This is a genomic window from Rhodococcus sp. DMU2021 (genome assembly GCF_019641445.1).
In the GTDB taxonomy this organism is placed as follows: domain Bacteria; phylum Actinomycetota; class Actinomycetes; order Mycobacteriales; family Mycobacteriaceae; genus Rhodococcus; species Rhodococcus pyridinivorans.
In genome coordinates this window covers 13,241-29,184 of sequence record NZ_JAIFKB010000024.1, presented here as the reverse complement: position 1 = coordinate 29,184, position 15,944 = coordinate 13,241, and the positions used below count along the sequence as shown (strand labels likewise).

Below are 15,944 nucleotides of genomic sequence, written 5' to 3'. Positions count from 1 at the left end.
TTCGGCGCGCCCGCAGCCCGTACGCCTCGTCCGGACCTCCGCTGGCCCGATCGATCCGGGCCGCTCGCATGCCCCCGGATTCGTACCACGGATCGCGCTGCGGACCATTCGCCCCGATCAGACGGAGATTGCCGCCCCCGCGACCTGTGCGTTCTGGCGTTCTCATGCTCACCGCGCACGACTTCCTTCGGCTCGGAGTTTCCTCACTTCCAGTAATGTACTATTGTATAACAATGCACTTCGACTGGTTACCTCGCTGGATGGACGAGCGCGGCGTGGGCGCCGGCCCGGTCACCGAAATGAGGTCGCTCACCGGCGGGACACAGAACGTGTTGATGAGCTTCTCGCGGGCGGGGCGCCGTTACGTCTTGCGGATGCCTCCGCCGGTCAAGCGACCCAACAGTGACGACACGATGCGGCGAGAAGCTCGGGTGCTCACGGCGCTGGGCACGACCCCGGTGCCGCACCCGCACGTCATCGCCGCCGAAACCGACACCGCCGTGATGGGCAGTGCGTTCTACCTGATGGAGGCCGTCGATGGTTTCGTCGCCCCCTCCGGGTGGCCGCGCGGATTCGCGGCCGAACCCTCCGGCATGCGGCGTGTCGGGCTGGCTGCGGCGGAGGCACTGGCCGTGCTCGCCGCGGTGGACCACGAGAAACTCGGTCTCGCGGACCTGGCGCGACCCGGCAGCTTTCTCGAGCGCCAAGTCTCCCGGTGGCGGTGGCAGCTCGACTCCTACCGGCCCGGTCCGAACTACGCGGGCTTGCCGGAACACCGGGTCGCGGCGGTGGCGCAGTGGCTCGAGGCCAATCGACCGACATCCGAGTCGACGGGCATCGTGCACGGCGACTACCACCTGGGCAACATCATGCTGGCGGACGGCACCGGTGAGGTTGCCGCGATTGTCGACTGGGAACTAGTCACCATCGGTGATCCCCTGCTCGACCTCGCGCAGTTTCTGGTGTGTTGGCCCGGCGCCGAAGACAACAGCGCCTTCGCCGAAATCATGCCGGTCGCACCGACTGCCGGACTGGCCACCGAGAAGGAGATCATCATGCACTACGCAGAAAGAACCGGCCGGGACCTCGAGGCGCTGCCCTGGTACAAGGTGTTGGCGGCGTTCCGGCTGGGGGTACTGCTCGAGGGAACCTCGGTGCGGGCGAGCCGCGGTGAGGCCCCCGCCGATGCCGGTCGGCAGTTCCACCGGGCGTCCGTGGGACTGATCGAACAGGCACACCGCGAGGCGGCGGCATGCTCGATCTAGGCCTCGACGGGCGGACTGTGCTGGTAACCGGCGGTTCGAGCGGCATCGGCAACGGCATTGCCCGCGCGTTCCTCGCTCAGGGTGCATCCGTGCACGTGACCGGCACCCGGTCCGATGCCGGGGAGTACACCGACGTCGACGGGGCCGACCTCGACGGCATGACCTACCATCGCCTCGACGTCGGCGATCCCGAAGCGGTGGCAGGCTTTTCGCCGGGTGTACCGGTCGAGATCCTGGTCAACAGCGTCGGCACGGTTGCCTACAACCGGGCCGAGTACGAACCGGCCACGTTCGCGCGCGTGGTCGATGTGAACCTCAACGGCGTCATGCGGTGCTGCGTACGATTCCACGGCGACCTCGCCGAGGCCGGCGGCACCATCGTCAACGTCGGCTCGACCTCCTCGTTCATCGCCACCCCGGGACAACCCGCCTACAGTGCCAGCAAGGGCGCATTGGTTACCCTGACCAAGTCCCTCGCCGATGCCTGGGCCCGCGACGGAATCCGCGTGAACGGCATCGCTCCCGGACTTGTGGAGACCCGGCTGACGCGGCCCAGCCGCGAACGCGACGACGTCTACGCCGCCTCACTCGCCGCGATCCCCCTCCGCCGGTGGGGGACCCCCGAGGATATGGGAGCTACAGCCCTGTTCCTCGCCTCCTCCCAATCCTCCTACGTCACCGGCCAGATGCTCCTTGTCGACGGTGGCACAACCCTTCGCTGAGGACAGACATGACCACACAGTACCTTCCCTCCACCGAGGTTCTCCTGCCCCGCCTGCGCACGTTCATCGACGAACATGTTCGTGATCGTGAATCGCAGTGGGACCAGCAGATCCGAGAATTCGGCAACACCACCCCGCCGATCATCACCGAGCTCAAAGCACAGGCCCGCGAGGCCGGACTCTGGAACCTTTTCCTTCCCGACCCCATTGCCGGTGCCGGACTGACGAACCGGCAGTACGCGCCGCTCGCCGAGGAAATGGGACGCATCCCGTGGGCCTCGGAAATCTTCAACTGCAGCGCCCCCGACACCGGCAATATGGAACTGCTGTGGAAATACGGCACACCCGAACAGAAGCAGCAGTGGCTGACTCCGCTGCTCGCCGGAGAGATCCGGTCGGCATACCTGATGACCGAGCCGGGCGTGGCATCGTCGGATGCCACCAATATCGAGACCACGATCGAACGGGACGGCGACCACTACGTGGTCAACGGCCGCAAGTGGTTCGCCACCGGGGTGCTCAACCCCGCGTGCACCATCTGGATCGTGATGGGGCGCTCGAGCAGTGACGGTCCCCGGCACACTCAACACACCCAGATCCTCGTCGAGCCCGGCACACCCGGAGTCACGATCGTGCGGCCCCTGCCGGTCCTGGGTGTGATCGAGGGCTATGCCGGACACGCCGAAGTCGAATTCGACCACGTGCGGGTGCCCGCGGAGAACGTGATCCTCGGCGAAGGCCGCGGCTTCGAGATTGCCCAAGGCCGACTGGGACCGGGGCGTATCCACCACTGCATGCGTACGATCGGGCTCGCCGAACGCGCCCTCGACGCGATGTGCGACCGGTTGCTCTCACGGTCGGCCTTCGGCAGGACGCTCGCCGACAACGAGCACTGGCAACAGAAGGTTGCCGAGGCGCGAATCGACATCGACATGGCGCGCCTGCTCACTCTCGATGCCGCGGACACCATCGACAACGCCGGCATCAAGGCCGCCATGGCGAAGGTGGCGATGATCAAGGTCGCCGTCCCCCGGATGGCGCGCCGCGTGATCGACCAGGCCATTCAAGCGTTCGGTGCCGCCGGGCTCACCGACGACTTCCGCCTACCGGAGATGTACCGGACGGCCCGATGGGTCAGCATCGCCGACGGTCCCGACGAAGTTCACGCTCGCACCGTCGCACGCATGGAATTCGCGGCGCACCGCAACTGACCGGGCAACACCCACCGCGCCTACGTCGCACTCGACAGTGAGACTTGAGGCCGCGCGGTACGCACTGCCCCACTTACGGACCCCATGAGGGCCTCTTTTCGTGCTCGGCCGAGGCCGGCCGTTTCACTGCAGCCGGCCTCGGCCCGTTCCATTGCTACGCCTCTCACCTGGACGCCGAGCACCAGCTGATGACTCTTCCTCGCCTGCGCGGTCGGCACCCGGAACGGGGTGGGCGCCGACATCCCGGCTGTACCGAAAATCTTGAAACTGACACTTGTCAGACGTTCTGACGTCTGTCAGACTGAGTGCGTCGCACACCACAAATGCGAAGTGGTACCAGGGATTTTTACAGCTCACCGCGGGTAAGAGTCCACGACGGGAATTGCCCCACATCGGATGTTGGACGACGCGAGGACACCCCGCTACCTGCGTCGGTCGTGAGAGGTCACTGCCGCCTTCGCCGTTCTGCAGTCGCCCATGTCGGTCGGGCACCTGCGCACCGGAAGTGCAGATCCGGGCACAAACGACCCCGACCCCAACGAAAGGAAATCGAGATGTCGCTGACCCACGAGGAAGCCGTCGCACGGGCACACAGCCTGGCCCCGAAGATCGCCGCCCGCGCACAGGAAACCGAACAGCTACGCCGCCCGCACGACGAGACGATCAAGGAAATCATCGACGCCGAACTGCTGTCGATTCTCACCCCGAAACGCTGGGGCGGACACGAACTGGGCCTGGACACCCACCGCGCCGTGGTCGAAATCATCAGCGGCGCATGCATGTCCACCGGCTGGACGGTCGCTTTCTACATGGGGCATTGCCTGTTCGCGACGAAATACTCCGAGAAGGCGCAAGCCGAATTCTTCGCCGAACGGCCGTACATCCTCGCGCCGGCGACGACCGCCCCCACCATGCGCGTCACCCAGGTTGACGGCGGATGGACCGTCTCCGGCAGGGTGCCGTGGGGTACGGGCATCATGCACGCGGACTGGATCATGTGCACCGGGATCGACACCGACGTCCAGATGCAGTTCTTCGCGATCCCCATCGAGGATGCCGTCGTCAACGACGTCTGGCACATGGCCGGCATGGCCGGCACCGGAAGCAACGACATCGTGTTCGAGGACGTGTTCGTGCCGGACTACCGGGCGGTCGCGGGCGCACAGGTGTTCGCCGGCGAGACCGAGGGTGCGTTGCTGCACGACAACCCGCTCTACCATGTTCCGTTGGCGCCGTTCATACTCTGCGAGACGATGCCGGTGTTCTCCGGTGCACTGCGGGGCGCGACCGATGCCTTCGAGGCGATCACCCGCCGCCGGGTCAGCACCCATTCCGGCGCGGCGATGAAAGACAACCGGTATGCACACATCAAGCTCGGCGAGGCCGGCATCGATGCCCTCATCGCGGAGCGACTGGTCGCCGATCAGATCCGCCAGACCCAGGCGCTGATCGGCACCACCTTCGGTATCGACGACCGCATCCGGCTCAAGACCCAGGCGGCCGGCATCGTCGAGCACTGTCGCAACGCGATCAACGACATGGCCCACAACGGTGGGGCCTCGAGCTTCGCGCTCGATGTGCCGTTGCAGCGGTTCTTCCGGGATATCAACGTGCTGTCCACCCACGCGTTCTGGAGCTGGGAAGGCGTCCGCGAACTTGGCGGACGGCATGCTCTCGGTCTCGAGCCGAACACCCCGATGCTCTGAGGCTTCTGTGCAGGGCACCCAAAGATGAACACACCAGTGAGGTCCCGGAAACCTCACAGCGAAGGAGCGGTTCAGTGATACGCGAAGAGCACATTCTCGGCAATACAGCGTCCTACCGATTCCCCGGCGAGAATGCCGACCACGCACTGCTGGTCCTGCACGGGCTCGGGGGACACGGCGGGATCTACGACAATTTCGCCGGGCACCATGCCGCCCAGGGCGTGGACGTGTGGTGCATGGACGCGCCCGGGCACGGTCGGTCGACCATCACCGGCCCGCAGGGTCGGTTCACCATCGAGGAATGGGTGGAGGCGGCCGTCGCCTACGGTGAACACATCGCCACGACCACCGGATTACCGGTGTTCGTCAAAGGTTCCTCGCCCCGCGGCGTTCGTGTCCCGGAACGGGGCCATACCGCAGCCCCCGTTGGATCTCGAGAAGCCGCACATGCACCTGGCCCAGGATTCGATGCTGCTGCACGCCATGGTGGCCATGACCGATGAGGAGGTCTGGGAGAAGGTGAGCTGGCCCGAACCGCCCGTCAAGGTCGAAGACTGACTGCTCGGCCCTGGCCTCGCCAGACAAGTCGGCACCCCCGGCCCGATCCTTCCGATGCCCGGGGACGGAACTCCCGCCCGGTAGGCAGGCGGCAACACAGCCGCCTACCTGCCGCGGAGTTCCGTCCCGGGGCTCGGTTCCAGCTCTCCCGTCGATCGGCAGATCGTGCGCTCGACCCAACTTGAAAGGTGCACAAGAGTGTCTACCGCGACCCCGCCAGCGCAGACCGTGGCTCGCCGATTGATCGAGGCCTCGGACACCGATCTCGCGGCGTTCTTCGATTTCTTCACCGACGAGACGGTGTTCCGTCTGGGGAACAACGAGACGGTCATTGGCCGCGACAACATCATCGAGTGGGCGAGCCGGTACCTGCGCTCGGTGGTCGGCTTGCGACACGAGGTGCTCGACGAGTTCTCCGGTGCAGACACCGCGGTGCTCTGCCTGAATGTGACCTACACCATGGCCAGCGGAACGTCGTTCACGATACCGGCAGTCGGTCGGTCCCGAGTCGAGCACGGCAAGGTCGTCGAATACCAGATCTACATGGATCCGACGCCCGTCGTGACGGCGTCCTGATCGCGGGCACCGCCGGCCTGATGGCCCCGGAGGCGGCCGTGATGCGGTACACCAGCAATCGATGGGGCAATTGGCGGCCGCCTCGAACGGCCCCTACGGTAAAGGCCGTGAGTACACCAGCGTCGGCAACCAGAATCGATCTGTCGAACCTGGAGGTGTTGCGCCGCGGTCTGGCCGCGTTCGCGGAGCTGGGCTACGACAACACGACAGTTCGAGAACTCGCACGCAGGGTCGGTGTCAACCACAACTTCATCGGTGATCGGTTCGGTTCGAAGCTGTCGTTCTGGTTCGCGGTGGTCGACTTCGCCTGGGCGGAGTCGGGGTTGACGTCCATCCCGGACGGACAACTCACCGACGACGAATTGCTGATGGCGTGGCTGCGGGCGTTCTACAGGACGACAGTGCACAGCCCGCACTTGCACCGACTGCTTGCCGACGAGGCTGCACACGAGTCCGAGCGACTGGACTACCTGTTCGACAGATACATCGAGCCGACCCTGGAGCAGATTCAGGGACCGATAGACCGTCTGATCGCCGCGAGAGCCATCCCTGATATGCCACGCAATCTGCTGTTCTTCACTTTCATCGGACCCACCATGGCGATGACCCATACCCCACTGGCACGTCGGCTCGGCCGTCCGGACACCCCGAACATCGCCGAACTCGAACGATATGCCGACCAACTCGCGGACACGGTGATCGCCGGCCTGTTCGGAGAGCGCCGACCGTAGGGCGGCGGCGGTCAACATTGCGCCACCGGAGAGAACCCCGCCGAGTGCAGCGAGCCTGCGGGTAACCGAACGGCCGCAAGCGTCATCAGTTCCCCGAAGTGGGCGCCATCCATCGTCGCTGAAGCCATGCCGGGCGGAGCGACGATCAAGGTGCTGAACCATCCGATCGCGACGAGGGCACCGACGGGAGCGGACAGCGATAGTCCCCCATTCACACGCACAACCATCGCGCCGGCCATCAGGCTCTGCGGACCTCACAGCGCGATATTCACGCGTACACACTCGATTCGATCCGCACTGTTGCGGGAGGACAGGCATCAAAAACTCGAACTGACAGTTGTCAGAATCATCTGACACGTGTCAGACTGTATGTGTCGCGCACCACAGCAACTAGACCGGGCCGAGAAAGACGATTTCGACCAGTCCTTTGGAAATCGACGCTCACGACCGCGAACGATTCGGCAGGTCGCCCGTACTCCCGCCTACCGATCCATGGTGATTACGTCCCTCGTGGGCGCGCTACACAAACAGGAGATGTCATGGTCCAGCAACGAGACCCGTGGACACCAGACCCAGTCGATGCCTCCGCGGGTTCGACTGTGGAAGCAGCGTTCGAGGAACTACGACGGGGTCGCCCCGTCCTGGTCATCGATGACGAGGATCGGGAAAACGAAGGCGACCTGGTCATGGCCGCGCAATTCGCCACTGCGGAAACGATCGCGTTCATGATCCGGCACAGCACCGGCCTGCTGTGCGTAGCCGTGACCGACGAGCGGGCCGACGCGCTGCGGTTACCGCTGATGGTCGCCGCAAGCGACGACCCCCGCGGCACCGCATTCACCGTCTCGGTGGACCTCAAGGCCGGGACCACCACCGGAGTATCCGCAGCGGACCGTACGCTGACGATCCGGGCGCTCGCCGACAACACAACAAAACCGGAAGATCTGAGCCGACCGGGGCACGTGTTCCCCCTCCGTGCGCGCCCCGGCGGAGTCCTACAGCGTGCCGGCCACACCGAAAGCACCGTCGATCTGTGCCGGCTGGCCGGTCTGACCCCGGCGGGTGTCCTGGTCGAGGTCACCAACGACGACGGCACGATGGCGCGGGCACCCCAGCTGCACCGCTTCGCCCACCAGCACGGCCTCGCCGTCGTCACGGTGGCGGACATCGTGCGGTACCGCCAGCGCACCGAAACACTGGTGGCACGGGACGGGGAAGGCCGGCTTCCCGCGTGCGCAGGCGACTTCACCGCTATCGCGTACCGATCGACGCTCGACGGCACCGAGCATGTAGCTCTGGTTGCGGGCAACGTTGACCAGAGCGGAGCGGACCCGAACGAGGAGCCCGTTCTCGTGCGCGTGCATTCGGAGTGCCTGACCGGTGACGTGTTCGGTTCACGCCGCTGCGACTGCGGTGAACAGCTCGACGCGGCGATGCGGCGGATCGGTGCGGCCGGCCGCGGAGTCGTCGTCTATCTACGCGGCCACGAGGGGCGCGGGATCGGATTGAGCCACAAACTTCGGGCCTACGCGCTGCAGGACACCGGACTCGACACCGTCGATGCCAACCTGGCCCAGGGACTGCCTGTGGACAGCCGCGAGTACGGGATCGGCGCCCAGATCTTGCGCGATCTCGGAGTGCAGACCATCACGCTGATGACCAACAACCCGGCCAAGTATCGAGGCCTGGCCGGGTACGGAATCGAAATCACCGACAGGGAGCCGATTATCGTGGAAGGCAACGCCGACAACTTCGAGTATCTGAAGACCAAACGCGCACGCATGGGGCACGCCCTCGACGGCGCGCACGAGGGGCGCGAGCGCCGCATGGTAGCCGAGATTGAGGCGTCATGACCGTGAACACCTCGACTGCCTCCGCGCCGACGCAGCCCACCGAAACACAACTGTTCCGCAGCGCGATGGCGTCCTTCCCCAGCGGCGTCACGATCGTCACGACCACCGATGCCGACGGCCGCTGGTGGGGCTTCACGGCGAGCTCGTTCTGCTCCGTATCGATGGACCCGCCTCTGGTTCTGGTGTGCCTGGCCGACACCGCCGAGTGCCACCCTGTCTTCACCGCAGCGCAACGATGGATGATCCACGTCATCCACCCCGACCACGCCGAACTCGCCACACGATTCGCCACCCGCGGTGCCGACAAGTTCACCCATGCCGGGTTCGTCCCCGACGAACGCGGTCTGCCCGTCCTCACCGACGCCTGTGTCACCTTGGACTGCACCGCCTCCGCTCGACACGCCGGCGGAGACCACACCATCCTGGTCGGCCGGGTCGAGCACACCAGTGTGCGCGAGGCCGAACCGGCGATCTACTTCCAGCGCGCCTTCCGGATGCTCGCCTAGTGACCACACCCACCGCGTATATCGGAAGGGATCGGCGCAATACCTGCTTCGACTCGGGTCCGCAGCAACCGATCCCACAGCATCGTGACCAATCCGAATGACCGAAAAGTGAGAGCGCCATGACTACCTCGAACCCGCGGGTGAACACCGTCGACGGCGTGCTGCACCGCAGCGCCGCCCGCTTCCCCCACCGCACCGCCCTGCGGTTCGGCGACCGCACCCTCACCTACCGCGAACTCGACGACGCGGTCACCCGCGCGGCCGCGCGGCTGCGCTCATTCGGCCTGCACCAGGGCGATCGCGTCGCGGCATACGGCACCAACTCCGACGCCTACGTCATCGGCTACCTCGCCGCGGCCCGCGCCGGCCTGGTGCACGTGCCGATCAACTACGCGCTGCGCGGCGAGGAACTGAGCTATCTGCTCGCGCAGTCCGGCGCCCGTGCGGTGCTCGTCGACCCCGCCCTGCAAGGCAACGTCGATCAGGTACGCGCCGATGTGCCCGCCGAGGTCGTGCTCCCGCTCCGCGACACCGACGACTCGTTACAGGCGATCGCCACAACCGGCGAGGTGCCCACGCTCGAACTCGACGTGACCGACACCGAACTCGTCCAGCTCCTCTACACCTCGGGGACGACATCGAAGCCCAAGGGCGCCATGATGACCCATCGTGCCCTGGTGTTCGAGTACACCTCGTCGATCGTGGCTCTCGATCTCGCGGCGGACGACAACCCGTTGATCTGCATGCCGCTGTATCACTCGGCCGGCATGCACGTGTTTATGCTTCCGTACCTCGCGGTGGGTGCGACGATCACGCTGCTGCCCGCTCCTGATATCCCGGAGATTCTGCGGCTCGTCGAGGCCGAGCACATCGGATCGTTGTTCCTTGCACCGACGGTATGGGTGCCGCTCGCGAACCACCCGGACCTGGACACCCGTGACCTGTCGTCGCTGCGAAAGGCCCAGTACGGGGCATCGATCATGCCGGTGACGGTGCTGAACCGGTTGCGCGAGCGCTACCCGGATCTGCAGTTCTACAACTGCTTCGGGCAATCCGAGATCGGGCCGCTCGCATGCGTTCTGCGCCCCGAGGAACATCAGGAGCGGCCGTCGTCGTGCGGCAAGGCGATCCTGTTCGTCGAAACCCGCGTGGTCGACGACGAGGGCAACGACGTGCCCGAGGGTGAACCCGGTGAGGTGCTGTACCGGTCGCCGCAACTGTGCCTGGGCTACTGGGACAACCCGGAAGCCACCGAGGAGGCGTTTCGCGACGGGTGGTTCCATTCCGGCGACCTTGTCACACGGGACGCCGAGGGGTACATCACCGTCGTCGACCGTATCAAGGACGTCATCAACACCGGTGGCATTCTCGTCGCCTCGCGGGAGGTCGAAGACGCCCTCTACACGCACGCCGCGGTGGCCGAGGTCGCGGTGATCGGAACCCCGGACGAGAAGTGGATCGAAGCCGTCACCGCCGTCGTGGTGCTCAAGGACGGGCAGGCCGTCACCGAGGGTGAGCTGATCGACCACGTCAAACAACGGCTCGCGCCATTCAAGGTGCCCAAAGCCATCCGGTTCGTCGAGACGCTGCCACGGAACCAGAGCGGCAAGCTACTCAAGCGCGAACTGCGCACGGCATGACCGAACCAAGAAGGGACACTGGCACGGCACCACTGCGGAAGACCCCCGGGAGCACATCGCGATGCCGAAGACTCCCAACGCCCCAGCCCGGACGACCCAGCAGGCTGGGGCGCGTCTGCGACGAGGACGATCAAGTCCGGGCCACAACAACCGCTACACCATTCCCGGTTCCGGCAACGCTCCGCACCCTGCCTCCCCGAGGATCCTGCCAACGAGACTGAAAGTCACAGTCCGGGTGAGGTTCGTGGTCGCGGCAAAATCGGCAATCGGGCAGCGCCGAGGTGATACGCCCCCAGAAGTCACGGCTACGAGCGTGGCTCGTTCACGCAGCGACATCGCGCCGCTCGCAACCGACACGGCGATCATCCGACCCGTCCGCTCCGCCTGGGGACCACTCAGAAGAGGGTGTCGCTCACTCGTAGCGGTCGGTAGCCGGTGGGACCGAGCGCGGCGAGTTCGGCGTCGATGTCGAGGTCGATGGAGCCGAAGAAGTTGATGTTCTCGCTGTGCGCCGGGGAGATGTGGGCGAGGACTTCGTCATCGATCCGCCGGCCGACGGCGCGCATCGAGTCGACGGCGAGCCCGTAGTACTCGGTGGTCCACGCGACGACGGCGTTGGTGACCAGCGTCAGACACCAGGCCTGTTCGGTTTGTTGCTGCAGGTGCCGGGCGCCGATGGTGCCCTCGTGGGCGTAGAGCAGGTCGCGTTTGAGCGCGTGCAACGATTCGCCCTTGTTCAGTTGCCGGGCGATCCGGCGGCGATACGCCGCATCGGTCAGGTAGCGGGCGGCGTAGACCGTGCGCCGTAGCGCCCCGTACTCTTTCAGCGCCGCGGCGAGGGTGTTCTGCCGGCTGGAGGCGGAGAGTTTGCCGACCAGCAGGGAGGCGGTGGCGTGCCCGAACTTCAGCGACCCTGCCAAACGCAGCAGGTCATCCCAGTGTGCGGCGATCAACTCGAGGTTCGCCCGCCGCGTCAGCAGCGGGCCGGCGAGCGGAAATTCCGCCTGCACCGCGGTTTTCGACCCCGTCCGGTACAGGGTGATCTTGCCCAGATCCCGGATCCGCGGGGAGAGCTGCAGGCCGAGCAGGTCGAACAGCGCAAAATTGACGAGGGTGACCCCGTGGGTGTCGGTGGCGTGTTCGGTGATCGGGATGTCGGCGGCGTTGCCGAGGATCTCGTCGAGCACATAGTGGGCCTCGCGCCGGGTGGCGACGATGATCTTCGTGCCGTAGGTGGCGTGCTGATCGGTCACGTGCGTGTATGTCGACAGGCCCTCGCTGGCGAAGTAGCGGCTGAGTGCCCGGGCGGTGACCGATTTGCCGCGGGTCGGGAACCGTTGCCCATCGCTCGAGGACAGGGTGCCGGTGCCGAACACCGCGGCCAGCGGCAGCGTGTGGTGGTGGTCGATCAGGGTCAGGTTCGCCGCCCGCAGCGTCTCCTCCCGTACATACCATTCGCTGGTCCAGGACAGCACGTCATAGGAGATGCCGCAGGCGCCAGCCATCCGGGTCAGGCCGAGGTTCGTCGCATACGCCAGCAGCACCGCGATGAGGTTGCGTTTCACCTCCCCGGGGCGGGCCTGTTTGCCGCCGGCGTGGGTGAAGCAGTCCAGGAATCCGGTGCGTGTGTCCAGCTCGATCAGCAGTGACACGATCGGCGCGAACGGCAGCATCTCGGTCAGCTCGGCCTTGAGGTCGGCCACCTCCACCGGCAGGTCCTCCGCGGTGAGCGGGGAGATCACCAACTCGCCGGCCGCGTCGAGCCGCACCGGCCCGCCGGCCTCGGCGAGCACCCGCTCGAGCTCGCCGAGCGCCTCGGTCAACTCGGCCTCGAGCTGGCCCAACGCGGCAGCAGGATCGGCGGGTTTGCCGACCAGACGGCAGTACTCGGCCCGCTGATCGCGCCACGAGTCCGGGGTGAGCAGGTAGGCGGCAGGGTCGGCGTAGCGGCGCGAGCCCGGCACGAACACGTCCCCGCTGCGCAGCCCGTCGCGCAACGCGAGCAGCGTGCACAGCTCCCAATAGTGCCGATACCCGGTGTGATCACCCGCCTTCGTAGCGGCATCGAGATAGCCGCGCCAGCGGGCGGGGACGAAGCCGGTCGGGGCGCCGGCGGGGACCTTGCGGGCACCGGTCGCGTTGAGTTCCCGCAGGATCCCCACCGCCTCAACCAGTTCGGCCGCGGCGGTGCCGCCGGCGAACGGCACCGCCGCGATCACGTGCGGGGTGAACTGGCGCAGATACCCGTAGGAGCCGTCGAGAGCCGCGAGGTGGCCGTGATCGCGCGGCAGCCGCGGCGGCGCGGTCGATTGGGCGGCGCGCAGCCGTTCCCAGCCGATCGTCTCGCCGCGGATCAACGCACCCACGTTCTCGTCGGCGACGTCGGGGTCGGCGGCGATCGCCAAGATCGCATCGAGCAGGGCTTGCCGGTCCTCCCCGGCTCGCGCACGCTCCGCCAGCGCGTCGCGCATCTTGAACGCCGACTTCGACTCGCGCGCCGAGATCGCCTGGTCGAACAGTTGCACGACCTCGTCGAGGACCTCGGTCACCGACTGCGTCAGCAGGGTCAACAGGATCGGATAGCGGCGCTGCGGCCCACGCCGCGACAGTGCCTGTCCTGTCAGGCGTCGGCCCAGCGTGGCCAGAAACCGGCGCCGCTCGGCCGGCAGCATCGACAAATCCAGGCTGTCCGCGCCGAGTGTGCGGAGGAACTCCAGCTTCGCGACCTCGGCCTTGACCGCCGCCGGGGAGGCCTCCACCGGTCCGGTGCCCAGCCACCGCAACCGGGTCATCCCGATCTCGGGGTCGACCTCGAGCAGCGCGTCCAGCCCGGCCCGCCGCTGCTCGGTGAGCAGGTGGGCGAGCCGGTCGTACGTTTCCCTGCGGGCTTCTTCGCGGGCGTGGGCGACGCGTTCGACGACCGTCACCGGTCCGGGGCGGATCACCCGCGCCGAGATCAGGTATTCGCAGGCGAGCCGGAACAGCAGCGTCGGCGAGTCGTGTTCGAGCGCCCGCGCCAACAGAAACTCGTCGAGTTCCTTGAGTTCCAACGACGTCGGGGCCCGCCATCCCAGATAGCGAGCCGCCAACCGCAGATGCTCCGTCCGGGTTTTCGCCCTACGGCCGTACGCGCCGATCACGTCCGGGTTCACCCGAAGCTGCTCGGCCAGACGCGCCACCGCCGCCCGCGGCGCGGACGCGACGTCGTCGGGCACGAACCCCAGCCACGGCAGTGAACACATCGCCACCGCCAGCCCCAGCCGGTCGGCCCGGCCGCGGCCACGCCCCGGGTCGACGAACGCCACATCCGCCGGAGTCAGCGTGAAGAACCGGAACAACTCCTCCCTGGAGATCTCCGGGAACCGTCGCAGCGCCTTGAGTTCCTCCTCCGCGAACACCCGAGTCGCCAACCCACCAACCTCCCAGCCCGGACCTGAAACCCCGCAGCTCAGAAGCCTACCCAGCCGAATCCGCCCGAAATTCGGCGATTACTACCGGGACCCCCTGACGACGGAGAAGTCGTCGTTCTTGTCGCGGATCTGCGCGACGACCCGGTCGAAGAGGGTTTCGGCGCGGTCGGTGGCGTCGGTGCGGTAGACGAACGTCGCGTCGCGGGCCATGTGGGTGGCGGCGGTGTCGGCGAACATGTCGAGGGTGTTCAGCTGGGCGAGCAGGTGTGCGGCACCGCGGGGGCCATAGACGGCGGGGACCTGCGCGCCGTCGGCGCCGTCGGGATAGCGCAGGGTGCGGCGCAGCATGTCGTCGATGTCCACCGGAAGATTCCGCAGCTCACTCGGTGCGGTGGCGGGGAAGCGGTCGATCATCGGCCGCTGCAACTCCAGCGCGTGCTCGAGCGCCTGATCGGCCCAGCTCGCCCGGTCGGTGGGGCTGTCGACGAAGGTGTAGATCAGGTAGTGCCCGTGCTGGGTCAGCGCGGCCACCGATCGGGAGTAGTCGGTTTCGACGGTGTGGACCAGGCTCTCGGGCATCGTCGCCAGCGGATGCGGCGCGGCCGTCGGCCCGGAGGTGGCCGGGTCGAGCAGGTGCTCGTGCAGCTGGGCCGCGGCTTCGCCGGCTCCGGTGGCGTCGCGGAATCGCAGCACGGCGTGGACCATCCGGGCCCGGCTGTCCTTGGTGAAGCGGGCGGTGGAGAATCCGGCGATGATGCCGATCTCGGCGCCGATCTGCTCGATGGTCGAGTCGGTGTCGGCGAGCAGGTAGGCCAGCGGGATCGGTCCGAAGATCGGGCGGGTCAGGTCGAGGTATTCCTCGGTCAGTGCCGGGTCGACCTCGGCGGGCAGGACGAGGAATTCGGCCATGCGCTGGCTTTCGATGATGCTGCCGATGCCGTTGTCGCCAGCGGTGGCCGGGTAGTCGCTGGGGCGGGTGGAAAACTCCTCGCCGGGGTCGGGTTCGCCCGGGGCGGCGGGAATGAGCGCGGCGGTGCGCGCCGTGGTGGTGCTGGTCTCGGCTGCGGCCTCGGCGGTGCCTTCACTCGCGGTCGAGGTGCAGCCGGTCAGCGTGATGGCCGTAGCGAGCAGTGCGGCGCTGGTGCGGGCGCGGTGGCGGTGGCGGCTGGTCAATCTTCCCCCCGGGTCGGTCGAGGGGCATGACGGTGCCGGACGGACCACTTCCCCCCGGTTCGTGGACGGCAGTGACCGTACCGAGGCGAGTGCTCAGGCCGGTGCGTGGGTGCCCGGTATCGGAGGTTCTTCCGCTCTCGATGCCGAGCGTCCTGCGGAAATGATGCGGCAGGCCGATGCTTCCCGAAGTCCGCTGTCGCGTCCCTCCATCGACCTGCCGCCCATTGACTATAGCGCCCCGAGTCGAACGCATGTGCGAAAATTGGTTGGTGGTGTCCTACGAACGCGCACCGAAACGGTGCCCGAACGGGCACCGACTCGGACCGCACCGGGTGGTGGTGGGATGGACACCGTGCACGTGCGCGACGGCTCTGCGCCCCTCGGGAGCCAGCGGACACCGCACCTACCTGTGCATCGTCTGCGAGGCGGAGATCGCCATTCCGCCCCATACGGGACCACGGTTCTCCGGGGTGCAGTGGCCGCCGAGACCGACGCAGGAGCAACCGCAGCCCGACCCGGAAGGTGAGCGAGCCGGCCGGATCGCAGACGGAGCGACCCGCCGGGAGCCAGAAAATTAGTTTCGCTAAAATTGT

At 66.9% G+C, this 15,944-nt stretch carries 12 protein-coding genes; 10 read left to right on the top strand and 2 right to left on the bottom strand.

Annotated features, from left to right (window positions below; all coding sequences use genetic code 11):
* The first annotated feature begins 233 nt into the window (after positions 1-233).
* The 10 genes from K3M35_RS22995 (at position 234) to K3M35_RS22950 (ending at position 10,768) form a co-directional block, all read left to right on the top strand.
* Positions 234-1,265, top strand: coding sequence for a phosphotransferase family protein (locus K3M35_RS22995; RefSeq protein WP_220667022.1), 1,032 nt, complete (start codon positions 234-236; stop codon positions 1,263-1,265).
* Positions 1,253-1,987, top strand: coding sequence for an SDR family NAD(P)-dependent oxidoreductase (locus K3M35_RS22990; protein ID WP_220667021.1), 735 nt, complete (start codon positions 1,253-1,255; stop codon positions 1,985-1,987). The genes K3M35_RS22995 and K3M35_RS22990 overlap by 13 nt, the downstream gene beginning before the upstream one ends.
* A gap of 8 nt (positions 1,988-1,995) precedes the next feature.
* The gene (locus tag K3M35_RS22985) at positions 1,996-3,198 is read left to right on the top strand and encodes an acyl-CoA dehydrogenase family protein (RefSeq protein ID WP_220667020.1); all 1,203 of its coding nucleotides are present in this window, start codon (positions 1,996-1,998) and stop codon (positions 3,196-3,198) included.
* Positions 3,199-3,752: 554 nt separating this feature from the next.
* Positions 3,753-4,904 carry an acyl-CoA dehydrogenase family protein gene (locus K3M35_RS22980; RefSeq protein WP_220667019.1) on the top strand — a complete coding sequence of 384 codons (1,152 nt, stop codon included), beginning with the start codon at positions 3,753-3,755 and terminating at the stop codon, positions 4,902-4,904.
* Between the two features lie 74 nt (positions 4,905-4,978).
* Positions 4,979-5,407 (top strand): alpha/beta fold hydrolase, encoded by a 429-nt coding sequence (locus K3M35_RS26965; protein ID WP_220667018.1) that lies wholly within the window; start codon positions 4,979-4,981, stop codon positions 5,405-5,407.
* 253 nt (positions 5,408-5,660) lie between these two features.
* Positions 5,661-6,038 carry a nuclear transport factor 2 family protein gene (locus K3M35_RS22970; protein ID WP_220667017.1) on the top strand — a complete coding sequence of 126 codons (378 nt, stop codon included), beginning with the start codon at positions 5,661-5,663 and terminating at the stop codon, positions 6,036-6,038.
* A gap of 107 nt (positions 6,039-6,145) precedes the next feature.
* On the top strand, positions 6,146-6,769 hold the full coding sequence (locus tag K3M35_RS22965) for a TetR/AcrR family transcriptional regulator (protein WP_220667016.1): 624 nt from the start codon (positions 6,146-6,148) through the stop codon (positions 6,767-6,769).
* A 539-nt stretch (positions 6,770-7,308) separates the two neighbouring features.
* The gene (locus tag K3M35_RS22960) at positions 7,309-8,622 is read left to right on the top strand and encodes a bifunctional 3,4-dihydroxy-2-butanone-4-phosphate synthase/GTP cyclohydrolase II (RefSeq protein WP_220667015.1); all 1,314 of its coding nucleotides are present in this window, start codon (positions 7,309-7,311) and stop codon (positions 8,620-8,622) included.
* A complete protein-coding gene (locus tag K3M35_RS22955; protein ID WP_220667014.1) occupies positions 8,619-9,128 on the top strand; it encodes a flavin reductase family protein in 510 nt (169 codons plus the stop codon). Before K3M35_RS22960 ends, K3M35_RS22955 begins: the two co-directional genes overlap by 4 nt.
* A gap of 119 nt (positions 9,129-9,247) precedes the next feature.
* Complete coding sequence (locus K3M35_RS22950) at positions 9,248-10,768, top strand: acyl-CoA synthetase (RefSeq protein WP_220667013.1); 1,521 nt, start codon at positions 9,248-9,250, stop codon at positions 10,766-10,768.
* Positions 10,769-11,163: 395 nt separating this feature from the next.
* Here K3M35_RS22950 and K3M35_RS22945 read toward each other — a convergent pair whose 3' ends face one another.
* Together K3M35_RS22945 and K3M35_RS22940 are read right to left on the bottom strand one after the other, a co-directional pair.
* Entirely contained in the window at positions 11,164-14,178 is a 3,015-nt protein-coding gene (locus K3M35_RS22945; protein WP_220667012.1) for a Tn3 family transposase, read from the bottom strand.
* 81 nt (positions 14,179-14,259) lie between these two features.
* Positions 14,260-15,351, bottom strand: a complete 1,092-nt coding sequence (locus K3M35_RS22940; RefSeq protein ID WP_220667011.1) for a hypothetical protein — start codon at positions 15,349-15,351, stop codon at positions 14,260-14,262.
* Between the last annotated feature and the right edge of the window lie 593 nt (positions 15,352-15,944).